Origin of the sequence: Morganella psychrotolerans (assembly GCF_001676155.1) — a bacterium.
GTDB classification, from domain to species: domain Bacteria; phylum Pseudomonadota; class Gammaproteobacteria; order Enterobacterales; family Enterobacteriaceae; genus Morganella; species Morganella psychrotolerans.
This window is the reverse complement of sequence record NZ_LZEW01000023.1, coordinates 152,413-178,479: the sequence shown is the minus strand read 5'-3', so window position 1 is coordinate 178,479 and position 26,067 is coordinate 152,413. Positions and strand designations below refer to the sequence as shown.

The window sequence follows — 26,067 nt, the reverse complement described above, 5'->3', positions numbered from 1 at the left end:
AAAAGGATAACTTTAGCTAAGTGAAAATAGCTATTATTCTGTGATGATGATTATTTAATTTATTTTAGTATCAGTCTGTTATGGACTCTTATTGAAATATTAAAGTAACGTTATTTTATATACTATGCTGGTTTTAAATTAATTTAAATAAGATGAAAATGGAATGATTAAACATTGTAAATTTAATTTCGTAACTAAAAATCATTATTAAGATAATAAGGTTACTAAAATAAAGGTGAATTCATCAGCAATATGCCGCATTTTCAGCGGCGTATTGTTAACATGATATATTCATATTAAGTATTATTAATCTTCTCACACAACACCCCTGCGGCCTGTAATAACCTGGGCGTGCCACGCTGGAACCAGTCGGCATTTATCGTGATGATTGGGACATTCAGTTGCGGAGACCAGAAACGCCGGACGTTTCCGACTTCCCGTTCATCACCGGATATCAGGATCATCTCCGGTTTGCGGGTCAGTACCTGCTCCCGGTTAACCTGCGGCCAGGGTACCGGACTGTCAGCGAAGATATTTTTACCCCGGCACAGGGAAACCACTTCACTTTGTAATGTCGTCCCGGAGGCGGTAAAAATCGGGTTTTGACCAAACTGGAGAAAAATCGGTTTTTCCGGTTTGTTGTGATAGCGGGCTTTCAGTGACTCAACGCCCCGGCGCATATCCTCCGCAGCTTTTTCTGCCAGTGCAGGCTGCGTACTGTATGGCGCCAGACGATCAAGGTCATTGGCAATATCATCCAGATTTTTCGGGTCAAAATACTCAACCTTTATGCCCAGATGCTCCAGCTGACTCAGCGGACGCTGCGGATTACCACCGCGCCAGGCCATAATGAGATCCGGTTTAAGCGCGATAATGCGCTCAAGATTAAGTCCCTGCCAGTTGGATACCTGCTCAATACCTTTCGCCTGCGGCGGGTAATCCGCATTGGCACTGACACCGACCAGGTTTTCACCCATGCCTGCGGCATATGCCATTTCAGCCAGAGAGGGTGACAGTGCAATCACCCGCTGTGCGGCTGCCTGTGCCCCGCAGGCTGCGAGCAGCAACAGCGGAAGGCACAGACGGCGGACAAAACCGGAAACCGGGATCATCTCAGTGTATCAATATTGGCGAGGATCTCTGTCACCATCAGGGAGGACTGCTTTGCTGCCAGAGGCAGGAATTCATCAAAACTGAGATGAGACGCTTTATCCGCCACATCAGAGATTGCGCGCACAACCACAAACGGCACATTGTACTGATAGCAGACATGACCAATCGCGGTGGATTCCATCTCAACGGCAACCACGGACGGGAAGTTTGCGCGGATACGTGCCAGCGGCTCTGCGCCGTTAATAAAGGCATCACCGCTGCAAATCAGACCACGGACAGCATTCAGTCCTGTTGTCTTAATGCATTTTTCTGTCAGTGCGATAAGACCGGCATCGGCAATAAATGCCGGCGGGCATTGTGCCATCTGACCCGGTTCATAACCGAATGCGGTGACATCCGCATCGTGATAACGTACTTCAGTGGAGATGACGATATCGCCGACATTCAGATGTGTTGCCAGACCGCCAGCAGAGCCGGTATTAATGACCACATCCGGTTTGCACAGTTCCAGCAGCAACGTTGTGCCGATAGCGGCGGCAACTTTACCGATACCGGATTTCAGCAGCGCCACGTCTGTACCGTTAATCTGACCGGTATAGATCTCACAACCGCCGTGACTGAGGGTTTGCATGTTGGTAATCTGATCACGCAGCAGGGTTACTTCCTGCTCCATCGCACCTATGATACCGACTTTCATTATGTCATACTCCCTGAATAGAAATTGAACTACAGAATAACGAATCAGCAACAGTTTATCACTGAATCCCGGCGGAATGTGTCTTTTCCCGTCCGTCAGAATGTCACGCCGCGGGCTGAATAAAAAGACGGAGGCAATGTGCCGGTAATTGATTTCAAAAAGAAACTGAACTTTCACCGCCAGTTCGGACCGCAATCTGAGAAATGTGCTGAAGAACATATTGTTAATCAGGCATTTGAAAGTGATCGCGGGCGTATTATCAATTCTGCCGCTATCCGCCGGCTGCAACAAAAAACCCAGGTATTTCCGCTTGAACGCAACTCTGCTGTCCGCAGCCGCCTGACTCATTCGCTTGAAGTTCAGCAGGTGGGGCGCTATATCGCCAAAACGATCCTCAGTCAGTTAAAACAAGCGGGAAAGCTTGCGGAATATGGTCTGGATGAGCGTCTTGATGCATTTGAGAGTGTCGTCGAAATGGCCTGCCTGATGCATGATATCGGCAATCCGCCGTTCGGGCACTTTGGCGAGGCCGCTATCCAAAAATGGTTCAGTACGCTGCTGGGTGAACCGCACAGTGAAAATGAAGCAGAGGATCAGTGTCAGATTGCGGTACTGAAACTGACCGGCTACCCGCAGGCAGATGAACTGCGGCGCATATTGCGCCGGGATTTGTGTCAGTTTGAGGGCAATGCGCAGGGGATCAGAATGGCGCATCATCTGCTGAAACTCAACCTGACCTTTGCCCAGCTCGGCAGTGTGCTGAAATATACCCGGCCTGCGTATCAGCAGTCGCCGGTGCCCGATAAATTCAGCTATCTGACGAAAAAACCGGGTTATTACTGGTCTGAAAACGCCCTGATCATGCGTCTGCGTGAGGAATTACAGCTCGGCGAATTCTGTCGTTTTCCGCTCTGTTATATTATGGAAGCGGCAGATGATATCTCTTATTGTATTGCTGATCTGGATGATGCCGTGGAAAAGGGCATTCTGACGCCGGATTCTTTGGTTATCTATCTGCGCCAGGAGTGGCAGGCGCTGGAAGGGGAGCCGGATTCGGCACTGTTCAGTGAAACCGTGGAGCGTGCATATACGTCACTTGCGCGCGACCATCACCGCAGCGCGCAGGATCAGTTTTTTTATGTATTTGCGGGTATATATCACCAATAAACTGGTGCCCTGCGCGGCGCGGCGGTTTATTGATAATCTCCCGGCACTGTTTGACGGCACATATAATCTGGCGCTGCTGGAAGATAAAAGCGAAGAACACCGCCTGTTGAAAACGCTGAAACGGGTTGCGTTTAAGTATGTGTTCACGCATCACGAAGTGGAAGAACTGGAGTTACAGGGCTTTAAAATTATTAATGGTCTTCTGGATTTTTACCGGCCGCTGTTAATGATGTCCGGCCCGGACTTTGCGGAACTTGTCCGTGAAAACTTCCATAAACACTATTTTATTGAAACCCGGTTGTTGCATAAACTTTCCCGCAAACAGCGGGCTGCATACAGTGAAGCCGTGGAAGCGCTGGCAGATAAACCGGAAGATGAGAAAAATATATCGGAATTTTATTACCGCGCCCGGCTGATTCAGGATTATATCAGCGGAATGACAGACCATTACGCCTATGAAGAATACCGGCGCTTTTCAGTTTGTCAGTAACCTGCTGATTAATGGCAGCAACTCTGCTCTGGTGATATAACAATTCCTGTTCATTATTTCTGGTATTGTTGCTACGATTAATCAACAGGTGTTGCTGAAATAGACGCACTGTATTCAGTACGAAATAGCTGTTATCTGATAGAATAATACCAGCATAAATTGCTGTTGAAATGTTAATTAATATATACCCAACGTCATTCAAGATGCAGGCAGGCGGCAAAGGAAGATAGTCGGGGAGCATACACCAGTATGTGACCTGGCTATCTGAGTGCAGCCAACGAACCTGCAGTTTGAATGAATAAGGGTATAAAGCTATTAGTTATTATTTGCACACCAACAATAAGAGAATTAACCGGGATTACATCGCTTATGCAAAAAGAGTATCGGGTCGGGATTGAATTTGAATATTGGCTGACACAGTACCGGGATAAACGTGCCGCAGGTATTAAATCCTTTGACAATATTACCTTATCAGAACTGGCACCGGCGCTGGATAACCGCCCGGGGCTGGATGATGAATCTCTGCATAAAGGCGACGCAGGTATTAAGGCCGGTTACTGGTATGTTGAAGGTGATGAGCGTTTTTCAACGACAGGAAAGCTTACCGCGCAGGTGATTAAAGGCATTGAAATCCGCACGCCGCCTGCGACCTCTGTTACTGATGCGCTGACAGCATTACAGACTATCGAGGCGCAACTGAGTGAGCGCCTGCGTCTCTGCGGGTTGGGATTGGCGATCAGCGCTTATCACCCGGTGTCACCGCGCTATCAGTTTATCCCGCCGCTCAATGACTGGGAAAAGGCATTCCGTGAAGAACATTCCGCCTTCCGTCATGCGGATTTGGTGATGCAGACCTGCGGACCGGACGTTAATATTTCTGTACCGGAAATGAGTGATGCCCGTGTTGTACAGGCGGTTGAAAAACTGACTTTTTTCGCGCCTTATCTGGTCGCGTTATCCCTGAACGGCCCGGTAGAGAACGGGCAACTGTGGGGCGGATTATCACGGCGGACGGCGCTGCGTAGTTGTCATCGCCCGTCATGCAAAGGGTTTCTGACAAACGCGGCGGTGTATCCGCATGATTTTATTTACCTTGCGCGAAATGAGAATGAGCACGGGCGGATTGAATTCAAAGCATTTGATGCCGTACCGGACCCGGTGCTGCTGGGCGCATTTTGCGCGTGGATCCTGGGGCTGGTGCTGGATGATACCATTTCGTTTAACTATGGCGTGCAGCCTGATTCCCTGTTTAACGCGATTGCCCGTGAGCCGTTTGCTGATCTGACTGTCGCGACGGTCATCGACACATTACTGAATGCAGCAAAACGGGCGCTGGAGCAGCACGGTCTGCTGCATGAAGCACAGCGCCTGACATTACTTAGTGTTCGGCTGGCAACTAAAATCACCCCGGCTGATGAGGCCATTACCCGTTTTCTTACCAACGGGGAGTTAATGCATTTCGGCGGGCTGTGGCCGGATATGAAAGGATAAGCCTGCCGTCATATCAGGATACACTTTAAAACCCATAAAAAGAGTCGTTATTTTTTTTAATAACGGCTTTTTTTTTATGATAAAAAACAGAACGGGTAAGTTCACGTAAATTTATTATTAGTCGGGTGCTAATATTGTGTATTATTTAATTTATCACTATTGTATCGGGCGTTATAAATAATGAAATTAAAAACATAGGCTTATATAGATAAATATCGTTTATGCTTTTAACAAATAATGCTAAGGCGCCATCCGGCCTTATGATATGATTTATGTGATCCGTAGTGTGTGATGCAGCCGAATAATCCGTTGGTCAATGCGTCACTTTATGGGAAAATCACCGACCTCACAGACTAAGTTTTTATCACTATGGCGCAATTTTATTCTCAGCCCCGTCAGACCCCGCGGCAGTCACGGACTGTTACGGTAACTGCTGACTCTCTCGATGCCCAAGGGCAGGGTATTGCCCGCCTTCAGGGAAAGACTGTTTTTATCCCGGATCTGATGCCGGAAGAATCCGCACAGGTCAGACTGACTGATGAAAAACGCCATTACGCCAAAGGTGTGGTGGTTAAACGTTTGTCGGACAACCCGGCACGCCGTAAGCCGTTGTGCCGCTATGCCGGTCAGTGCGGCGGCTGCCAGCAGCAGCATATTCCTGTTGCCATGCAGCGCGATACCAAAGCGGCGTACCTCTCTTATCTGCTTACCCGCGAAACCGGAACCGAATGCGGACCGGTCACGGTGCTTTCCGGTGAAGAATACGGCTACCGTCGCCGTGCGCGGCTGGCACTGATGTATTCCCCGAAAACACAGCAACTGACCATGGGTTTTCGCCGGGCGCAGAGCAAATCGCTGGTGGCGGTGAAACACTGCCCGGTGCTGGTGCCGCGTCTGGATGCGTTATTATCACCGCTGAGTGCCTGTCTGTCGTCCCTGTCAGCTGCACCGAAACTGGGTCATGCGGAACTTGTGGATACGCAAGACGGACCACTGCTGGTACTGCGTCATCTGGCGTCTCTGAGTGAGGCGGACATGTCCGTTCTGACGGCATTCTGCGCAACTCACAATGTGGCTCTGTATTTACAGGGCAGTCACGATGAGCCACCTGTTGCCGTTTGTGCGCAGCATACTGCTTATTATTCGGTAGCCGGGTTAAAATTACAGTTCAGCCCGCAGGATTTTATCCAGGTAAACGGCGAACTGAATGAGATAATGGTTGCTCAGGCACTGAACTGGTTGGAGCTGACAAAACACGATCGCGTGTTAGATCTCTTCTGTGGCATGGGCAACTTTACATTACCGGTTGCACAACGCGCCGCAGAAGTTGTGGGTGTGGAGGGCGTGGAAGCGCTGGTCCGCACAGCACAGGAGAATGCGCGTTGTAATAATCTGGCGAACGCCACATTTTATCACGCCGATTTATCGCAGGATATGACCCGGGAGCCGTGGGCAGCCCGCGGGTTCAGTAAGATTTTATTAGATCCGGCACGGGCCGGAGCGGCAGAGATGATGCCGCATATTGTTGCGCTTTGCCCTGAGCGTATTGTTTATGTTTCCTGCAATCCCACCACACTTGCGCGGGATAGTCAGGTTCTGCATGATGCCGGGTATTACCGGAATGCTGTCTGTATGCTGGACATGTTTCCGCAAACCGGCCATTTGGAGTCGATGGTGCTGTTTACAAAGACACCACCGGTCAGTCAGTAGGGAGAATTTATGGTTGCGGTAAGAAGTGCGCATTTAACACCCGCCGGTGAGTTTGATCCGGTTCACTGGATTAACAGTCTCGGGCTGCATGGTCATGCAACGGGTGAGAAACTGGAAGAAGTCTGGCATTACTGTCATCAGCAGGTTGATGGACATCAGGATGCGGCGCTGTTGTTGGGGCGCGGTATTGAGATGGTGGAAATTTTAACCACCCTCAGTATGGATTTGGACAGTTTACGCGCAGCTTTGCTTTTTCCGCTGGCTGAGGCGGGCATCCTTGATGAGGAAAAGATCGGCGAGGCCTTTGGTCCTGCTATCTGGCTGTTGGTCAAAGGTGTGATGGATATGGACGCTATCCGTCAGTTGAAAGCGACCCATAACGACGAAACAAGCTCGGTGCAGGTGGATAACATCCGCCGTATGCTGCTGTCGATGGTGGAAGATTTCCGCTGCGTGGTTATCAAGCTGGCTGAGCGTATCGCCCATCTGCGGGAAGTCAAAGACGCCTGTGAAGATGAACGCATACTGGCGGCGAAAGAGTGTTTTAATATTTATGCGCCGCTGGCAAATCGCCTCGGGATCGGACAACTGAAATGGGAGTTGGAAGATTATTGCTTCCGCTACCTGCATTCCGATGATTATAAACGCATTGCCAGCCTGCTGCATGAGCGGCGTCTTGATCGCGAAGAGTATATCGACAACTTTGTCACCTCTTTGCGTAACGACATGAAAAAAGAAGATATTCAGGCTGAAATTTACGGGCGTCCGAAACATATTTACAGTATCTGGCGCAAGATGCAGAAAAAAAGCACTCACGTTTGATGAGCTGTTTGATGTCCGCGCGGTGCGGATTGTTGTCGAGCGCCTCCAGGATTGCTACGCAGCGCTGGGGATCGTCCACACACATTTCCGTCATTTGCCGGATGAGTTTGATGACTATGTGGCGAACCCGAAACCAAACGGTTATCAGTCAATTCATACCGTTGTATTAGGTCCGCAGGGTAAAACCCTGGAAATTCAGATCCGCACCCGTCAGATGCATGAAGATGCAGAGCTGGGGGTTGCCGCGCACTGGAAATACAAAGAAGGCACGGCAGTAGCCGGTAAAACAGGTAGTTACGAGAACCGGATTGCCTGGCTGCGCAAACTTATCGCGTGGCAGGAAGAAATGTCGGATTCCGGCGAAATGCTGGATGAAGTGCGCAGTCAGGTCTTTGATGATCGGGTTTACGTATTTACACCTAAAGGCGATGTGGTGGATTTACCGGCCGGCTCCACGCCGCTGGATTTTGCCTATCATATCCACAGTGATGTGGGACACCGGTGTATCGGGGCGAAAATCGGCGGGCGCATTGTGCCGTTCAGCTACCTGTTACAGATGGGCGATCAGATTGAAGTGATCACTCAGAAACAGCCGAACCCGAGCCGTGACTGGCTGAATCCGAACCTGGGCTATGTAACCACCAGCCGCGGACGCGCTAAGATCCACAACTGGTTCCGCAAGCAGGATCGCGATAAAAATATTATTGCCGGACGTCAGATGCTGGATAACGAACTGGCGGCGCAGGATCTCAGTCTGAAAGAAGCTGAAAAACTGCTGATCGCCCGTTATAACGTTCATTCTATTGATGAAGTCCTCGCCGGTATTGGCGTGGGTGATATCAGGATTAATCAGTTATCTAACTTCCTGCAAAGCAAGCTGAATAAACCGACAGCCGAAGAAGCCGATCGCGAAGCGCTGAAAACACTGGAAAAAGCACCGCCGGCGAAACCGGCTCCGGCGCACCAGAACAGCGGGCGCATTGTGGTCGAAGGTGTCGGCAATCTGATGCACCATATTGCGCGCTGCTGTCAGCCAATCCCCGGCGATAACATTACCGGGTTTATCACCAAAGGGCGCGGGATCTCCATCCACCGTGCCGACTGTGAGCAGTTGCTGGAGTTACAGGAACAGGCACCGGAGCGGCTGGTGGAAGCGGTCTGGAGTGCGAGCTACTCCAGTGGTTACTCACTGGTTGTGCGCGTGGTGGCGAATGACCGCAGCGGCCTGTTGCGGGATATCACCACCATCCTTGCCAATGAAAAAGTCAATGTGCTGGGTGTGCGCAGTCACAGTGATGTAAAACAGCAGATAGCGACCATTGATATGGATGTGGAAATTTACAACATCCAGACACTCAGCCGCGTGTTGGTAAAACTGAGCCAGTTGCCGGATGTGATTGAGGCAAAACGCCATACACAGTGATCCCGCAGAGGCTGTTTACTTATATACCCTTATTCATTCAAACCGCAGGTTCGTTGGCGGCATGAAACCAGCCGGGTCACATAGTTTATCTATGCTCCCCGTCTGATTTCCCTTGCCGCCTGCCTGCAATTTGAATGACGTTGGGTATAGTATTCAGCCTCTGTGCTTTTTACTGACAACAAATCTTCAGAAATAAAGTCTTCAGGAATAAATTCTATGTCTGCACCAATTGAGCGTCTGCTGACCATTATGTCGCAACTGCGTGACCCGCAAAGCGGTTGTCCGTGGGATAAAGCGCAAACCTATGACACTATCGCGCCCTATACTCTGGAAGAGACTTATGAGGTGCTGGATGCGATTGCACGCGCTGATTTTGATGACCTGAAAGGCGAACTGGGTGATTTACTGTTCCAGGTGGTGTTTTACGCGCAGATAGCACAGGAAGAAGGGCGTTTTGATTTCAGTGATATTGTGAATGCAGTCAGTGACAAATTAACCCGCCGTCACCCGCATATTTTTGCTAAAGAGCAGGGGATCAGTGCGGATGCCGCGATTTCCGGCTGGGAGCAGCGAAAAAGCAAAGAGCGGGCGGAAAAAGCGCAATATTCATTGCTGGATGATATCCCCGTCAATCTGCCCGCACTGATGCGGGCGTATAAAATCCAGAAGCGCTGCGCGACAGCCGGGTTTGACTGGGACACACTGGCTCCGGTGCTCGGGAAAGTTTACGAAGAACTGGATGAGGTGATGGAAGAAGTGAATCAGCCGCAGGTCAGTGACGAGCGGGTGGCAGAGGAGCTGGGTGACCTGCTGTTTGCCGTGGTGAACTTTTCCCGCCATCTGGGGTATAAGCCGGAGATGGTGCTGCACAAGGCATGCCGCAAGTTTGAAGCCCGTTTCCGTCAGGTGGAAACGCAGATTGCAGAGCAGGGACTGACGATGGAATCAGCAACGCTTGCAGATATGGAGAAAAGTTGGCAGGATGTTAAATCCCGTGAGGATTGAGCTTAATGCTTTCAGCTAATGAATTACCAAGAGAATGAAAAGTTTTTTATTTTATGTAACCAATTGATTTTTTAGTGATAAAAGCCGGTTTTAATAGGGCGGAAGGTAACAGATAACCTAAATGAGGCGACGAGATTATTTGTCGGCAAAATAAGGTTAGGGTATACTATTTTCCCGTCCGGTTATCTCCATCATCTATTACACCTAAACTTTCAGGTTCAGCATGAAAACTAATTATATTTTTGTGACCGGCGGGGTCGTATCCTCTCTGGGTAAAGGCATTGCCGCAGCCTCTCTGGCAGCTATACTCGAAGCCCGTGGACTCAATGTCACCATGATGAAACTGGATCCGTACATCAACGTCGATCCGGGAACAATGAGCCCGACCCAGCACGGGGAAGTCTTCGTCACCAATGACGGCGCTGAAACTGACCTTGACTTAGGTCACTACGAGCGTTTCATCCGCACTAAAATGACCCGGGGTAATAACTTTACGACCGGGCGTGTTTACTCCGAAGTTTTGCGCAAAGAGCGCCGTGGCGACTACTTAGGTGCCACTATTCAGGTTATTCCTCACATCACCAATGAAATCAAAGAACGTATCATCCGTGGTGGTGAAGGTCATGATGTCGTGCTGGTGGAAATCGGCGGAACGGTGGGTGATATCGAATCACTGCCATTCCTGGAAGCTATCCGTCAGATGGCGGCACAAGTCGGCCGTGAGCATACGTTATACATGCATCTGACGTTAGTGCCGTATCTGGCCGCTGCCGGTGAAGTAAAAACCAAGCCGACCCAGCATTCTGTAAAAGAATTATTATCCATCGGAATTCAGCCTGATGTGCTGATTTGCCGTTCTGACAGAGTGATCCCTGCTAACGAAAGAGCAAAAATCGCCCTTTTCTGTAATGTTCCTGAAAAGGCCGTGATCAGTCTGAAAGACGTCGATTCCATTTATAAAATCCCCGGCCTCTTGAAATCCCAGGGATTAGATGATTATATCTGTAAACGATTCAGCATCAATGCACCTGAGGCAGATCTCTCCGAATGGGAGCAGGTGATTTACGAAGAAGCCAATCCGTCAGGTGAAGTGACCATCGGAATGGTCGGTAAATATGTTGAATTGCCGGATGCCTATAAATCTGTGATCGAAGCGCTGAAACACGGTGGACTGAAAAACCGTGTCACGGTTAACATCAAACTGATCGATTCTCAGGATGTTGAAACCCGTGGCGTTGAAGTATTACAGGGACTGGATGCAATCCTGGTACCAGGCGGGTTCGGTTCCCGTGGTGTGGAAGGCAAGATAATGACTGCCCGCTATGCCCGCGAGAACAAAATTCCGTATCTGGGCATTTGCTTAGGGATGCAGGTGGCGTTAATCGATATCGCCCGCAACCTGGCTAATATGGAAGGTGCAAACTCCACAGAGTTTGATGTGGATTGTAAATATCCGGTCATTGCGCTTATCACTGAATGGCGCGATGAAGAAGGTAATCTTGAAGTCCGCAGCGAAGAGAGTGATCTCGGTGGTACGATGCGTGTCGGCGGCCAGTTATGCCATCTGACGAACAATACACTGGTTCGTCAGTTGTATGGCAAAGATGCGATTACTGAACGTCACCGCCATCGCTATGAAGTGAACAACATGTTGCTGAAGCGTCTTGAAGATGCAGGTTTGCTGGTTGCAGGCCGTTCAGTTGATAATAAACTGGTGGAAATTATTGAGAACCCTAATCATCCGTGGTTTGTGGCTTGTCAGTTCCACCCGGAGTTCACATCAACCCCGCGTGATGGTCATCCGCTGTTTGCAGGTTTTGTCAAAGCGGCCTCTGATAACCAGAAAGGTCTGCTGAAATAAGATATGAGATAAGTGACCGGTGATAAGTGCCGGTTACTTATCAAAAATTTAACGTGTACTGAGGAAAACCTAATGTCCAAAATCATTAAAGTGATCGGCCGTGAAATCATCGACTCCCGTGGTAACCCGACTGTAGAAGCCGAAGTCCATCTGGAAGGCGGTTTTGTAGGTATGGCTGCTGCTCCGTCAGGTGCATCTACCGGTTCCCGTGAAGCACTGGAACTGCGCGATGGTGATAAGTCACGTTTCCTGGGTAAAGGGGTTCTGAAAGCGGTTTCCGCAGTTAATGGTCCGATTGCACAAGCGCTGCTGGGTCAGGATGCAAAAGATCAGGCTAAAGTTGACCAGGTAATGATTGACCTGGACGGTACTGAAAACAAATCCAACTTCGGTGCAAACGCGATTCTGGCTGTATCTCTGGCAAATGCCAAAGCCGCAGCGGCATCAAAAGGTTTACCTCTGTACGCACACATTGCAGAACTGAACGGCACCCCGGGCAAATATTCTATGCCGCTGCCGATGATGAATATCATCAATGGTGGTGAGCACGCAGATAATAACGTTGATATCCAGGAATTCATGATCCAGCCTGTCGGCGCACCTTCTTTTAAAGAAGCGGTTCGCATGGGATCTGAAATTTTCCATCACCTGGCGAAAGTGCTGAAAGCGAAAGGCATGAATACCGCAGTGGGTGATGAAGGTGGTTATGCACCAAACCTGGGTTCAAACGCAGAAGCACTGTCTGATATCAAAGACGCGGTTAAAGCAGCCGGTTATGAGTTAGGCAAAGACGTTACCCTGGCGATGGACTGCGCGGCTTCTGAGTTCTACAACAAAGAAACCGGGATGTATGAGCTGAAAGGCGAAGGCCGTACCTTTACCTCTGCTGAATTTACCCATTACCTGGAAGGCCTGACCAAAGAGTATCCGATTGTCTCTATTGAAGATGGTCTGGATGAATCTGACTGGGATGGTTTCGCGTATCAGACTAAAGTCATGGGCGATAAAATCCAGCTGGTCGGTGATGACCTGTTTGTAACCAACACCAAGATCCTGAAAGAAGGTATCGAGAAAGGTGTTGTTAACTCCATTTTGATTAAATTCAACCAGATCGGTTCACTGACTGAAACGCTGGCTGCAATTAAAATGGCAAAAGATGCCGGTTACACTGCGGTTATCTCCCATCGTTCAGGTGAAACTGAAGATGCGACCATTGCTGACTTAGCAGTCGGTACAGCAGCGGGTCAGATCAAAACCGGTTCTATGAGCCGCTCTGACCGTGTTGCAAAATACAACCAGCTGATCCGTATTGAAGAAGCGCTGGGTGAACGTGCACCGTTCAACGGCCGCAAAGAAATCAAAGGTCAGTAATTTATCCGCTGAATTTATTTTGTGAATTCAGCAGGTGAATGTTAAAAAGGTGTGTCCGAAAGGCACGCCTTTTTTTGTTTCCTTTTTGTTTCCGCTCTGATGTTGTCTTACGAATGTCCCCTCTCTCTTCATCCGTTTTCTCAATGAGTAAAACTGGTCATTTATCCAACTATTACAAGTTTTTTTTACTTGTTCTGTAGTCGCAGATCTCAAAACCGACGATTTATGATGTCTTTTATCATTAATAGTTTTTATATTTCACATGAAGATAAATTGTTTAACATTTTTAGCATTCACGCAAAATAACGGGTTACTAAAATTCTATACCCAACGTCATTCAAGATGCAGCCAACGAACCTGCAGTTTGAATGAATAAGGGTATGTATAATCGGTTTCGTGAATGCTTTTATATCAAACTGAGGGAATTATCATGGACGCTTCAGATACGCTCACCCAATCCACCGGGATGAGTTCTTTTAATAAAAAAGGACTTATCATCGTGGCTCTGGATATCGTGCTGCTGGTGCTGCTGCTGAAATATCTGCCATACAGCGATAAAGAAAACGCGGGTCTGGCTTTAATGGCCTTTGTCGCCATCTTATGGCTGACAGAAGCAATACATGTCACGCTGACGGCGCTGACCATCCCTATTCTGGCGGTCTTTCTCGGATTGCTGGGAACAGGAAAAGCGCTGCAATCGTTCGCCAGTCCGACAATTTTCCTGTTTTTCGGCGGATTTGCGCTGGCAACCGCGCTGCACATTCAGGGGTTAGACCGCCTGATTGCAAACCGCCTGCTGGTGATCGCCAAAGGGCGTTTATGGGCCGCCGTTATCTTACTGTTTAGTGTTACTGCGGCTCTTTCCATGTGGATCAGTAATACCGCAACCGCAGCGATGATGTTACCGCTGGTGCTCGGCATTCTGAGTAACCTGGATATCCGCAATGACCGCAATACTTTTGTGTTTGTGCTGCTCGGTGTGGCTTACAGTGCCAGTATCGGGGGACTCGGGACAATGGTCGGCAGCCCGCCGAATATCATTGCCGCAAACCAGCTGAACATGGATTTCTTTACCTGGATGAAATACGGTATTCCGATGGTGTTGATTCTGATGCCCATCATGTTTGGTATTATGTACCTGATGTTACGCCCTAAGCTGGGTGCGCATTTTGATATTGAAGTTGAACAGGTTAAGTGGACACCAAAGCGCTTACTGACTCTCGGTATTTTTGGTCTGACCGTTATCTGCTGGATAACCAGTGTTCCGCTGAGTGAGTTGTTCGGCAATCTTAAAGATTTTGACACCATTATTGCCCTGAGTGCAGCGACACTGATTGGCATCACCGGTGTGGCGAGCTGGTCACAAATTCAGAACAACACCGAGTGGGGGGTTCTGTTCCTGTTCGGCGGAGGTCTGACACTGAGTATGATCCTGAAAGATTCAGGTGCCAGTGAAGTGATGGCAGACTGGATGAAAACCACCTTCGGTAACAGCAGTTGGCTGGTAATTATCATCGCGGTGACAACATTTATTATTGTACTGACTGAGTTTACCAGTAATACCGCGAGTGCCGCCCTGCTGGTGCCTATCTTTGCCGGTGTGGCTGACGGGCTGGGAATGCCGGTTATGGCGCTGACAATGATTATCGGTATCGGTGCATCCTGTGCCTTTATGTTGCCGGTGGCAACGCCGCCGAACGCCATCGTCTTTGGTACCGGGTTTATCAAACAGTCAGAAATGGTGCGGGTCGGGGCGGTACTGAATGTCGCCTGTATCATTGTTATTTCAGCATTTGCCTGGTTGTTCTGGGTGTAGCTGAAACTGAAACAGCAGTCATCATCAGATGTCAGAACTAAAAACCGCCGCTGAACTGTCAGCGGCGGTTTTGTTTTTACAGGGCAAATAGATGGCGCTTAACTCAGCTGCGCTTCCCGGCTAAATAAACCGTTAATTCAACACCCGGATGCAAATCTTTCATTTTCACTTTACTGTTCCAGGACATCAGTTCTTTCAGGCTGACACCATGACGCTGTGCAATACCGTAGTAAGAATCACCCTGACGCACTTTGTACTTAGCCAGACGCATGGCATTTTTGGTTGCCGCTTTAGATGGTTTAACCACCGGGCTGCCTTTTACCTGTAATGTCCTGCCCGGTTTGATAGCACTGGTGGTTTTCAGTCCGTTCAGTTTTGTCAGTTCAGTGACTGTCATTTTATGACGTGAGGCTATCGCATAGAGTGAATCACCACTCTTCACCTTATATTCAGACGCTTTTACGCGACCTGCCGGTGTACTTAACTGATTGCTGCGCTGGTTATTTTTGGCGACCGCAAGGCGGATATCATTCAATACCGCATCATCAGACAGCGCACTCATCAACTGATCAATTTTAGTTTTCGGCAGCATCAGATAGTGCGGACCTGCCGGTGACGTCACACCGCGTTTCAGGCTCGGGTTATAATCTTTCAGCTTTGCGACCGGCATATCCAGCAGTTGTGCTGCCATATCGAGCGAGATTTGCTGCCCGACATTGACCCGTGCCAGGGCGCGTTCTGAATTCGGAGCCGGTAAATTCACTCCATTGCGATCACTGTTGCGGATAACATTGCTCAGAGCAAAAATACGCGGCACATAATCCATGGTTTCTTTCGGTAATGACAGCGACCAGTAATCGGTCGGCTTGCCCGCAGCGGCATTGGCTTCCATTGCGCGCAGAACACGTCCTTCACCGCTGTTATACGCGGCAAGAGTCAGCGCCCAGTCTCCGCCGAACATACCGTTGAGGCGCTCCAGCAGATCCAGTGCGGCTCTGGTTGACGCGGCAACATCTCGGCGATCATCGACCCACTGGTTCTGGTTCAGCCCGTTCGCTTTACCGGTACTCGGGATAATCTGCCATAAGCCGGCGGCCTGTGCTGATGAGGTGGCATGCGGGTTAAAAGCACTCTCCACTATGGGCAGCAGAACAAGTTCCATCGGCATATTCCGTTCATCGATTTTACCGATGATCCAGTACATGTAAGGTTCTGCGCGGAGTGTCACATCGTGGAGATAGCTCTTTTTAGACAGGTAAGACAGTTCTTCAGCACGGACACGGTCATTGTCCGGGATGTTCATCGTCATTTCATCACGGATATAACCCCAGATATCTTCGTCCGGATTAACGGATGACGCTTTCGCCATTTCCATCTGCTGAGCAGACAGTAAAAAACCGTTACCCGAGGGCTGATAAGATTTCTGAACTGTTTTGGGTGGTGTACTCTGGCACCCCGCTAACAAAATAGCAGCGGCAAGTAAGGTGGCTTTAATTTTCATGTTGGCGGAGTCAGTACCGTTATATTTAGTCTTTAAGTTCAGCAATCATACGGGGGTTGCTCCGCCCTGACAACGTCTTCGGCTAAAATTTATCCTTTTTTACACGTATTGCGGCAAAAGTCTGCTCAGGTGTCATAGTATGTTTACCTGCGGATAAATTATGTTGCAGATCAAGGTCATCACAGTTAAGAAAAACATTAATTTTCTTTTCCGTTTCCAGCGTGACAGGCACAGTAGCGTCATTATTCTGACGTAATTGTGCAACATGCGTCTGATATGCCTGAATTATATCATTTTCGGGCCAGATGGCGCGGGCAAAGGCGATATTGGATTGTGTATATTCATGCGCGCAGCATATCAGGGTTTCATCCGGCAAAGCGGCGAGGCGGGTAACCGAGTGATACATCTGCGCTGCTGTTCCTTCAAAAATCCGCCCGCAGCCGCCGGAGAAAAGGGTGTCGCCACAAAACAGATAGGGTGCGCAATAATAAGCTACGTGACCAAGCGTGTGTCCCGGAACGGCGATAACCCGGAAAACAAATTCGCCACAGGTGATAATGTCATTGTCTTTTACGCAATGATTTGCCCCTTTAGTCCGTGTTTCTTCCGGGCCGTATACCGGTAAATCCGGATAATGTGATAAAAGATCCGTCACTCCTCCGGTATGGTCAGCGTGGTGGTGGGTCAGCAGGATTGCAGCGGGCGTTAATCCGTGCTTTTGCAGTGCTGTCAGGACGGGGGCACTCACGCCGGGATCGACAATTACGCAGGTGTGCGCATTATCGCGTAATAGCCAAATGTAGTTATCCGATAACGCGGAAATTCTGATAAGCTCCATACATACCTCACCTTTAGTCGGGTATAATTTAAGGATAACGCCATGTTTTCTGCGCGAGCGACAAATAAACTGACGATGCCCGGCTCATGGTGCGATATTCCGCGGGGACGTCAGTTCCGCCAGTCACTGGAGGCACAGTTAGCGCCCTGGTGGCCGAAAATGTTTGGTTTTCATCTGATAAAAATCGGGGCGTTGAGCTGTGAAATTGACAGCAGCGACTGCATGATCCCGCATCAGGTGAATGTTGCACCACAGGGTAACACCTTACAGGTATTCGGGGAGGCGGCGCAATTACCGTTTCTGGATAAATCCGTGGATGTCTGTGTGCTGGCGAACAATCTGGGTTACAGCAGTGATCCGCACTGGCTCCTGCGGGAGGCCGACCGTGTACTGATTGAGGATGGCTGGTTAATTCTCAGCGGATTCAATCCGTTAAGTCTGCTCGGATTACGTAAACTGATCCCGCTGTATTCCAATCAGCACCCGCAGTCCAGCCGGATGTTTTCACAATTTCGGATGCTGGACTGGCTGAGTCTGCTTAATTATGAAGTTATGCATCACCGCCTGTTCACCCCGGTTCCCTGGTGTGATCCGGACAGTTTCGGTAACCGGCATGGTCGTCTTCTGGGCTGTATCAGCGTTATTGTCGCCCGCAAGCGCACCGTTCCGCTGACCTTTACGCCACAGAAGCGGCGGGTACTCAAGCCGGGTCTTAATAATGTGGTGGGTGCAACCCGGCAGCAGACGCCGCCGGGTTGTCTGAAGCGCCGCTGATTAAAGCGGCTGCGCTATTATGTTGCAGGCTGATAGCCGGCATCTTCCTGTGTCGGGGATTCAGCTGCCGCGCGGGCAAGATCATCACAGCGCTCATTTTCCGGATGACCGGCATGACCTTTGACCCACTGCCAGTCAATCGTGTGACCGGCAATCGCCTTATCGAGGCGCTGCCATAAATCAACATTCACGACCGGGGATTTATCCGCTTTGCGCCAGCCGCGTCGTTTCCAGTTATGGATCCATTGTGTTATTCCCTGGCGCACATACTGGCTGTCGGTGGTCAGAACAACATCACACGGGCGGGTGAGGCTTTCCAGCGCAACAATAGCCGCCAGTAACTCCATTCGGTTATTGGTGGTAAGGAAAAAACCGCCGCTGAGGGGTTTTTCACGGCCTTTATAGCGCAGTAACGCGCCGTATCCGCCGGGTCCGGGGTTACCGAGGCAGGAGCCGTCGGTGAAAATTTCTACCTTGTCACTCATCTCTGGTAGACTCATCCTTTGATCGATTGGCAATTATCTGAGTCTGACATAAAACAGCATTATGAGCACTGATATTACACGACAAATTGTTCTCGATACCGAAACAACCGGTATGAACAAACTGGGTGCCCCCTCTGAAGGGCACAATATAATTGAAATTGGTGCGGTTGAGGTGATCAACCGGCGCCTGACCGGTCGTAACTTTCATCTGTATATCAAGCCGGACAGACTGGTTGATCCGGAAGCATTCGGTGTCCACGGGATCAGTGATGAATTCCTGATGGATAAACCGGTTTTTGCTGATATTGCTGATGAATTTATTGAATTTATCCGTGGTGCAGAGCTGGTTATTCATAATGCGCCCTTCGATATCGGCTTTATGGACTCTGAATTCCGTAAACTGAACCGGGGTATTCCGCCGACAGCTGAATTTTGTACCATCACGGACAGCTTAACGCTCGCCAGAAAACTGTTCCCCGGCAAGCGTAATAACCTTGATGCGCTCTGTGACCGCTATCTGATAGATAACACCAAACGCCTGCTGCACGGCGCGTTACTTGATGCCGAAATTTTGTCAGATGTCTATCTGGCAATGACAGGCGGACAGACCTCGCTGGCATTTCTGTCCGAAGGTGAGAACCCTGGTCAGAAAAATGAGCAGGTTATTCAGCGCATTACCCGTCCTCAGACAGGGCTGCGTGTGGTATACGCCACGGATGAAGAAGTTGTGGCTCATGAAGGACGCCTTGATTTGGTTGAGAAAAAAGGGGCGAACCCCTGTATCTGGCGCAAGCCTGCTGACGATGAAGAAACGACCGCTGATACGGCAGGGTAATTCAACGTAATTCGGGTCGTTAATAGCAAAAGGCGGAATATATGGAATGTCGCAGTGGTTGCGGGGCTTGTTGTATTGCGCCTTCAATTTCGTCACCCATTCCGGGTATGCTGGGCGGAAAGCCCGCCAATACCCGATGTGTGCAGTTATCCGTCAATAACGCATGTCTTATCTTTGGTCTGGCGTTACGCCCGCAGGTTTGTATCAGTCTCAATCCGGCACAGGAAATGTGTTTATCGAGCCGTGCAGAGGCAATGACGTATTTGCTGGATCTCGAAAAAGACACATTACCGTAAACGCTGACAGTGTTTTTTTTGTTGTATCTGCACAAAATTACATGTTCAGGCGAAAAACTGTGCAACTGCATGGTTTTGCGTAAATTAACATTGACGAACGACACCCGGCATCGTATTATCCGCGACGTTCCCGAAAGGAACAATCCGGAGCGGTAGTTCAGTTGGTTAGAATACCTGCCTGTCACGCAGGGGGTCGCGGGTTCGAGTCCCGTCCGTTCCGCCAAATATGAAAGCCCTGACATTACTGTCAGGGCTTTTTTGTTTTTATCACCCCGGAGCACCATCCTTCCTGTTATTGTCCCGTTCTGTTCCTGCCGTACAACCGCACAGAAAGCGGTATTTCTGCTTGCTATTCGTTGGGGTAATCGGGTCTAATAGGTCACTTCCGCTGTTGCGCAATATCAGTAGCTAAAAGGATTTTGTCAGCAAAAATGCCGCGGGCGCGAAGTTTCATGACAAATTATTCACCCGCTGTATATTTTGCCTGACAAGCCTCGCCTGACGTCTTATCTTTTGCTTTTTTTTAGCGCCGACGCTTTACCCTGACCGGTGAACGGATTGTCATCCGGGCGTGGTACTGCGAAAATAGCCTATGCCTGACATCATTCAGGATGCAGCCCAGACCCTGCAGTTTGAATGAATAAAGGTATATATCTGCTTTTTATCCGAACCTGGAGTAGACAATGACCTCTCGTAAAACTCTTGCTAATGCGATTCGTTTCCTGAGCATGGACGCGGTGCAGAAAGCAAATTCCGGACACCCCGGCGCACCAATGGGCATGGCTGATATCGCAGAAGTTCTGTGGCGCGACTATCTGAAACACAACCCGACCAATCCGCTCTGGAGTGATCGTGACCGCTTTGTACTGTCAAACGGCCATGGCTCTATGCTGATTTACAGCCTGTTGCACCTCACCGGCTATGATCTGTCGATGGATGACTTAAAAGCGTTCCGTCAGCTGCATTCAAAAACACCGGGTCACCCTGAATACGGTTACACGCCGGGCGTGGAAACCACCACAGGACCATTAGGGCAGGGCATTGCGAACGCCGTTGGTTTTGCTATCGCAGAACAAACTCTGGGCGCACAATTCAACCGTCCGGGTCATGATATCGTTGACCATCACACCTACGCCTTTATGGGCGACGGTTGTATGATGGAAGGGATCTCTCACGAAGTCTGCTCACTCGCCGGTACCCTGAAACTGGGTAAACTGGTTGCATTCTACGACGACAACGGGATTTCCATCGACGGTAATGTTCAGGGCTGGTTTACTGACGATACCGCTAAACGCTTTGATGCTTACGGCTGGCATGTTATCAGCGGCATTGATGGTCACAATTCTGACCAAATCAAAGCGGCAATTGAAGAAGCAAAATCCGTTACAGACAAACCATCTCTGCTGATGTGCAAAACCGTTATCGGTTTCGGTTCACCGAAGAAAGCCGGTACAGCTGATGCGCACGGCTCTCCGTTAGGGGATGCAGAAATCGCGGCAACCCGCGCGGCACTGAACTGGCCATATGCGCCATTTGAAATCCCGCAGGACATTTATAACGAGTGGGATGCGAAAAAGGCCGGTAAAGCAGCTGAATCTGAGTGGGATGTAAAATTCGCTCAGTACGCAAAAGCCTTCCCTGAACTGGCGCATGAATACCGTCGCCGTGTTGAAGGCGAACTGCCTGCACAGTGGAAAGCAGATGCAAAAGCCTTTATTCAGAATCTCCAGGATAACCCGGCAAATATTGCCAGCCGTAAAGCGTCACAAAACGCGCTGGAAGCATTCGGTAAAGTTCTGCCTGAATTTATGGGCGGCTCAGCTGACCTTGCGCCAAGTAACCTGACCATGTGGTCCGGCTCTGCGCCAATCAATGAAGACAAAGCCGGTAACTACATTCACTACGGTGTGCGTGAGTTCGGTATGTCTGCGATTATGAACGGGATCGCCCTGCACGGCGGCTTCATTCCTTACGGCGCGACTTTCCTGATGTTCGTTGAATATGCCCGCAACGCGGTGCGTATGGCGGCACTGATGAAGATCCGCAGTATCTTTGTTTATACCCATGACTCTATCGGTCTGGGCGAAGACGGTCCGACACACCAGCCGGTTGAGCAAATCGCCAGCCTGCGCGTGACACCAAATATGAGCACATGGCGTCCGTGTGACCAGGTGGAATCTGCGGTTGCCTGGAAATATGCGATTGAGCGTAAAAACGGTCCGACCTCACTGATTTTCTCCCGTCAGAACCTGGCTCAGCAGCCACGTACGGCACAGCAACTGGCTGATATCGAAAAGGGTGCTTATATCCTGAAAGATTGCGCCGGTCAGCCGGACATCATTCTGATCGCGACCGGTTCTGAAGTGGAACTGGCTGTGGGCGCGTATGATCAACTTACAGCCGAAGGCCGTAAAGCGCGCGTGGTATCTATGCCGTCAACTGATGCCTTTGACAAACAGGATACGGCTTACCGTGAATCTGTCCTGCCGTCAGCAGTAAGTGCGCGTGTTGCTGTTGAAGCAGGTATCGCTGATTACTGGTTCAAATACACCGGTCTTCAGGGTGCTGTTGTTGGTATGCATTCATTTGGTGAATCTGCTCCTGCCGGTCAGCTGTTCAGTGAATTTGGTTTCACTGTCGAAAATGTTGTTTCTCAGGCAAAAGCCCTGCTGAAATAATCAGCTGATTGTTTTTCTGAAAGCGCATTTCGGTTTTTTTTGACCGAATGCGCTTTTTTTCGTTTTTGCCCGCCGGACGGTCTTGCGATTTTTTTTCCAATTAGCATAATGTGGTGTTAGCAAGCTGAACCGTTTCAGTTTATTGTGGTTATATATTCCGCTGCTGATGAACAAAAAAAGTTTACGGTTTCTATGATAAATGCCCCGTACAAAAACCGGTGAGTCCGTTATCCTTAGTCCGCTGATAATTTGGCTATTTCTGAGGATACTATGACAATAAAAATTGCAATCAACGGGTTTGGGCGAATAGGGCGGAGTGTGCTGCGGGCGTTGTATGAAACCGGGCGTAATACGCAGATTACCGTTGTTGCCATTAATGAGCTGGCGGATACCAAAGGTATCGCCCATTTACTCAAGTACGACACGAGCCACGGGCGTTTTTTTTAAATCAGTACAGATTCTGGCAGATGATTTACTTCAGGTGGGGGATGATAACATCCGCATCCTGCATGAAGCAGATATTCACCAGCTTCCCTGGGCGGAACTGGGGGTGGATGTGGTGTTAGATTGCAGTGGTGTTTACGGCTCCCGCGAAGACGGTGAATCACATATCGCTAACGGCGCGAAAAAAAGTCCTGTTTTCGCATCCCGGCGGCAATGATTTGGATGCCACCATTGTGTACGGCGTGAATCACGACACACTGACGGCGCAGGACAGAATAGTATCGAATGCGTCCTGCACCACTAACTGCATCATCCCGGTAATTAAATTGCTGGATGAAGGATTCGGGATTGAGTCAGGCACAGTGACAACCATCCACGCGGCAATGAATGATCAGCCGGTGATTGATGCGTATCACAGTGATTTACGGCGCACCCGGGCGGCAGGGCACTCCATCATTCCGGTGGATACCAAGCTGGCGGCAGGGATCCGGCGGATTTTCCCGAAATTTGAAGATCATTTTGAGGCGATTTCAGTCAGGGTGCCTACAATTAACGTAACGGCGATTGATTTGAGTATCACCGTGAAGAATAATGTGACCGCGCAAGAGGTGAACCGGCTTTTGCAAAACGCAGCGATGACCTCATTTCGTGGTATAGTGGACTACACAGAATTACCGTTAGTCTCTACAGATTTTAACCATGACCCGCACAGTGCAATCGTTGACGGCACACAAACCCGGGTCAGCGGACAGCACCTGATCAAGATGCTGGTCTGGTGTGATAACGAATGGGGTTTTGCAAACCGCATGCTGGATACCACTCTGGCAATGGCTGAGACTGGTTTTCACTGAGGCTGGTGCCCCGGCAGAAAATTGTAGACAATTTAACTGATAAGAGAATCAACAAGAGGATTCACCATGTCCGTAATTAAGATGACCGATCTGGATCTGGCGGGTAAACGTGTTTTTATTCGTGCTGACCTGAACGTTCCTGTCAAAAATGGCAAAGTTACCTCTGATGCACGTATCCGTGCCTCGCTCCCGACAATCGAAGCTGCCCTGAAACAGGGAGCTAAAGTCATGGTGACCTCACATCTGGGTCGTCCGGTTGAAGGGGAATACAACGAAGAGTTCTCACTGAAACCGGTTGTTGATTATCTGGCAGATAAACTGAACTGCCCGGTCCGCCTGGAAAAAGATTATCTGAATGGTCTGGAACTGAATGCCGGTGAACTGGTGGTTCTGGAAAACGTCCGCTTTAATAAAGGCGAGAAAAAAAGACGACGAAACCCTGTCTAAACAATATGCATCACTGTGTGATATTTTTGTGATGGATGCATTCGGCACGGCACACCGCGCTCAGGCATCCACCCACGGTGTGGCAAAATTTGCAGATGTTGCCTGCGCAGGTCCGCTGTTATGGGCTGAGTTAGACGCACTGGGCAAAGCACTGAGCAATCCGGCGCGCCCGATGGTAGCGATTGTCGGCGGCTCCAAAGTTTCAACAAAACTGACCGTTCTGGACTCACTGTCCAAAATTGCGGATCAGATTATTGTCGGTGGTGGTATCGCCAACACCTTTATTGCAGCAGAAGGCCACAATGTCGGTCGTTCACTGTATGAAGCTGACCTGATCGCGGAAGCGAAAAAACTACTGCTTACCTGTGACATTCCTGTCCCGACAGATGTCCGTGTGGCAACTGAATTCTCTGAAACCGCAGACGCTGTTCTGAAATCCGCTAATGACATCAAAGATGATGAGCAAGTGCTGGATATCGGTGATGAATCTGCGGCACATCTGGCTGAAATCCTGAAAAGTGCGAAAACCATTCTGTGGAATGGTCCGGTCGGCGTGTTTGAGTTCCCGAACTTTCGTAAAGGAACTGAAATTGTTGCCAACGCTATCGCAAACAGCGACGCATTTTCTATCGCAGGCGGCGGTGACACATTAGCTGCCATCGATTTATTCGGTATCGGCGACAAAATTTCGTATATCTCTACCGGCGGCGGCGCATTCCTGGAATTCGTCGAAGGCAAAAAACTGCCTGCCGTTGTAATGCTCGAAGAACGTGCAAAACAGTCATAATCAGATGAAAATAACGGGCGGCTCCGGTTGCCCGTGACAACTTCCGACAGACCAATACAGGAAATTTGACATGTCTAAAGTTTTTGATTTTGTAAAACCCGGTGTCGTCACTGGCGATGATGTTCAGAAAATCTTTGCTGTTGCCAAAGAAAATAAATTTGCGCTGCCAGCGGTAAACTGCGTCGGTACAGACTCGATCAACGCCGTATTAGAAGCGGCAGCCAAAGTCCGTTCTCCTGTCATTGTTCAGTTCTCCAACGGTGGTGCTGCATTTATCGCCGGGAAAGGTTTTAAAGGCGAAGGCCAGCAGGCTGCAGTTCTGGGCGCGATTTCCGGTGCGCATCATGTGCATCAGATGGCGGAATATTACGGTGTGCCGGTTATTCTGCATACTGACCACTGCGCGAAGAAATTACTGCCATGGTTAGACGGGCTGCTGGACGCGGGTGAAAAACACTTTGCTGCAACCGGTAAACCCCTGTTCTCTTCTCACATGATTGACCTGTCAGAAGAGTCCCTGGAAGAAAATATTGAAATTAGCAGCAAATACCTGACGCGCATGGCGAAAATTGGTATGACCCTGGAAATTGAACTGGGTTGTACCGGCGGTGAAGAAGATGGTGTGGATAACTCCCACCTGGATAATTCCTCACTGTATACTCAGCCGGAAGACGTGGCATACGCCTATGAAAAACTGAATGCAATCAGCCCGCGTTTTACTATTGCAGCGTCATTCGGTAACGTTCATGGTGTTTATAAGCCGGGTAATGTGCAGTTAACACCGAAAATTCTGCGCAATTCTCAGGACTATGTGTCTGAGAAATATAACCTGCCGCACAACAGCCTGGATTTCGTCTTCCACGGCGGCTCAGGCTCTACAGCAGAAGAGATCAAAGAAGCAGTCGGTTATGGTGTGGTGAAAATGAATATCGATACTGATACTCAGTGGGCGACCTGGGAAGGGATCCTGCACTATTACCAGAAAAACGAAGCTTACTTGCAGGGTCAGTTAGGTAACCCTGAAGGTGCTGATAAACCAAACAAAAAATATTATGATCCGCGTGCCTGGTTACGTGCCGCTCAGCAGACCATGATTGAACGTCTGGAAAAAGCATTTACTGAACTGAACAGCACCAACGTTCTGTAATATTTTCTGCGTGAATAA

Annotated in this window: 16 protein-coding genes, 1 tRNA gene and 4 pseudogenes; 16 read left to right on the top strand and 5 right to left on the bottom strand. The window is 49.4% G+C overall.

Annotated elements, in window-relative coordinates; genetic code table 11:
- Positions 1-296: 296 nt before the first annotated feature.
- Entirely contained in the window at positions 297-1,112 is an 816-nt protein-coding gene (gene btuF / locus AYY16_RS13920) for a vitamin B12 ABC transporter substrate-binding protein BtuF (RefSeq protein ID WP_067367752.1), read from the bottom strand.
- On the bottom strand, positions 1,109-1,810 hold the full coding sequence (mtnN, locus tag AYY16_RS13915) for a 5'-methylthioadenosine/S-adenosylhomocysteine nucleosidase (RefSeq protein WP_067368333.1): 702 nt from the start codon (positions 1,808-1,810) through the stop codon (positions 1,109-1,111). Before mtnN ends, btuF begins: the two co-directional genes overlap by 4 nt.
- A 138-nt stretch (positions 1,811-1,948) precedes the next feature.
- Here mtnN and dgt point away from each other — a divergent pair.
- The 8 genes and pseudogenes from dgt to AYY16_RS13875 all read left to right on the top strand — a co-directional run bounded on the left by dgt (position 1,949) and on the right by AYY16_RS13875 (position 14,966).
- Positions 1,949-3,467: pseudogene (dgt, locus tag AYY16_RS13910) on the top strand (dGTPase).
- A gap of 369 nt (positions 3,468-3,836) precedes the next feature.
- Positions 3,837-4,958: a glutamate-cysteine ligase family protein gene (locus AYY16_RS13905; protein ID WP_067367749.1), complete on the top strand. Its 1,122-nt coding sequence runs from the start codon at positions 3,837-3,839 to the stop codon at positions 4,956-4,958.
- Between the two features lie 369 nt (positions 4,959-5,327).
- Entirely contained in the window at positions 5,328-6,668 is a 1,341-nt protein-coding gene (gene rlmD, locus AYY16_RS13900) for a 23S rRNA (uracil(1939)-C(5))-methyltransferase RlmD (protein ID WP_067367747.1), read from the top strand.
- Positions 6,669-6,677: 9 nt separating this feature from the next.
- Positions 6,678-8,913, top strand: a pseudogene (gene relA / locus AYY16_RS13895) (GTP diphosphokinase).
- 216 nt (positions 8,914-9,129) lie between these two features.
- Positions 9,130-9,918 carry a nucleoside triphosphate pyrophosphohydrolase gene (mazG, locus tag AYY16_RS13890; protein ID WP_067367744.1) on the top strand — a complete coding sequence of 263 codons (789 nt, stop codon included), beginning with the start codon at positions 9,130-9,132 and terminating at the stop codon, positions 9,916-9,918.
- A 223-nt stretch (positions 9,919-10,141) separates the two neighbouring features.
- On the top strand, positions 10,142-11,779 hold the full coding sequence (pyrG, locus tag AYY16_RS13885; protein ID WP_067367741.1) for a glutamine hydrolyzing CTP synthase: 1,638 nt from the start codon (positions 10,142-10,144) through the stop codon (positions 11,777-11,779).
- Between the two features lie 72 nt (positions 11,780-11,851).
- Positions 11,852-13,150, top strand: a complete 1,299-nt coding sequence (gene eno / locus AYY16_RS13880) for a phosphopyruvate hydratase (protein ID WP_067367738.1) — start codon at positions 11,852-11,854, stop codon at positions 13,148-13,150.
- Positions 13,151-13,580: 430 nt separating this feature from the next.
- A complete protein-coding gene (locus tag AYY16_RS13875; RefSeq protein WP_067367735.1) occupies positions 13,581-14,966 on the top strand; it encodes an SLC13 family permease in 1,386 nt (461 codons plus the stop codon).
- A 103-nt stretch (positions 14,967-15,069) separates the two neighbouring features.
- Here the strand turns inward: AYY16_RS13875 and mltD are convergent, their stop codons facing one another.
- Both mltD and gloB read right to left on the bottom strand, forming a co-directional pair.
- Positions 15,070-16,467: a murein transglycosylase D gene (gene mltD / locus AYY16_RS13870; protein WP_067367732.1), complete on the bottom strand. Its 1,398-nt coding sequence runs from the start codon at positions 16,465-16,467 to the stop codon at positions 15,070-15,072.
- A gap of 82 nt (positions 16,468-16,549) precedes the next feature.
- Positions 16,550-17,305, bottom strand: a complete 756-nt coding sequence (gloB, locus tag AYY16_RS13865; protein ID WP_067367729.1) for a hydroxyacylglutathione hydrolase — start codon at positions 17,303-17,305, stop codon at positions 16,550-16,552.
- Between the two features lie 42 nt (positions 17,306-17,347).
- Here gloB and AYY16_RS13860 point away from each other — a divergent pair, with 42 nt between their 5' ends.
- Positions 17,348-18,079, top strand: coding sequence for a methyltransferase domain-containing protein (locus AYY16_RS13860; RefSeq protein ID WP_067367727.1), 732 nt, complete (start codon positions 17,348-17,350; stop codon positions 18,077-18,079).
- Between the two features lie 17 nt (positions 18,080-18,096).
- Here the strand turns inward: AYY16_RS13860 and rnhA are convergent, their stop codons facing one another.
- On the bottom strand, positions 18,097-18,564 hold the full coding sequence (gene rnhA, locus AYY16_RS13855) for a ribonuclease HI (RefSeq protein WP_067367724.1): 468 nt from the start codon (positions 18,562-18,564) through the stop codon (positions 18,097-18,099).
- 61 nt (positions 18,565-18,625) lie between these two features.
- Here rnhA and dnaQ point away from each other — a divergent pair, with 61 nt between their 5' ends.
- The 7 genes and pseudogenes from dnaQ to fbaA all read left to right on the top strand — a co-directional run bounded on the left by dnaQ (position 18,626) and on the right by fbaA (position 26,049).
- Positions 18,626-19,399 carry a DNA polymerase III subunit epsilon gene (gene dnaQ, locus AYY16_RS13850; RefSeq protein WP_067367721.1) on the top strand — a complete coding sequence of 258 codons (774 nt, stop codon included), beginning with the start codon at positions 18,626-18,628 and terminating at the stop codon, positions 19,397-19,399.
- A 41-nt stretch (positions 19,400-19,440) separates the two neighbouring features.
- Positions 19,441-19,695: a YkgJ family cysteine cluster protein gene (locus tag AYY16_RS13845; RefSeq protein WP_067367717.1), complete on the top strand. Its 255-nt coding sequence runs from the start codon at positions 19,441-19,443 to the stop codon at positions 19,693-19,695.
- 146 nt (positions 19,696-19,841) lie between these two features.
- A tRNA-Asp gene (locus AYY16_RS13840) sits at positions 19,842-19,918 on the top strand.
- A 460-nt stretch (positions 19,919-20,378) separates the two neighbouring features.
- On the top strand, positions 20,379-22,373 hold the full coding sequence (gene tkt / locus AYY16_RS13835; protein WP_067367714.1) for a transketolase: 1,995 nt from the start codon (positions 20,379-20,381) through the stop codon (positions 22,371-22,373).
- Between the two features lie 270 nt (positions 22,374-22,643).
- A pseudogene (epd, locus tag AYY16_RS13830) lies at positions 22,644-23,668 on the top strand (erythrose-4-phosphate dehydrogenase).
- Between the two features lie 66 nt (positions 23,669-23,734).
- Positions 23,735-24,902: pseudogene (gene pgk, locus AYY16_RS13825) on the top strand (phosphoglycerate kinase).
- Between the two features lie 70 nt (positions 24,903-24,972).
- Positions 24,973-26,049 carry a class II fructose-bisphosphate aldolase gene (gene fbaA / locus AYY16_RS13820; protein ID WP_067367711.1) on the top strand — a complete coding sequence of 359 codons (1,077 nt, stop codon included), beginning with the start codon at positions 24,973-24,975 and terminating at the stop codon, positions 26,047-26,049.
- Positions 26,050-26,067 lie beyond the last annotated feature (18 nt).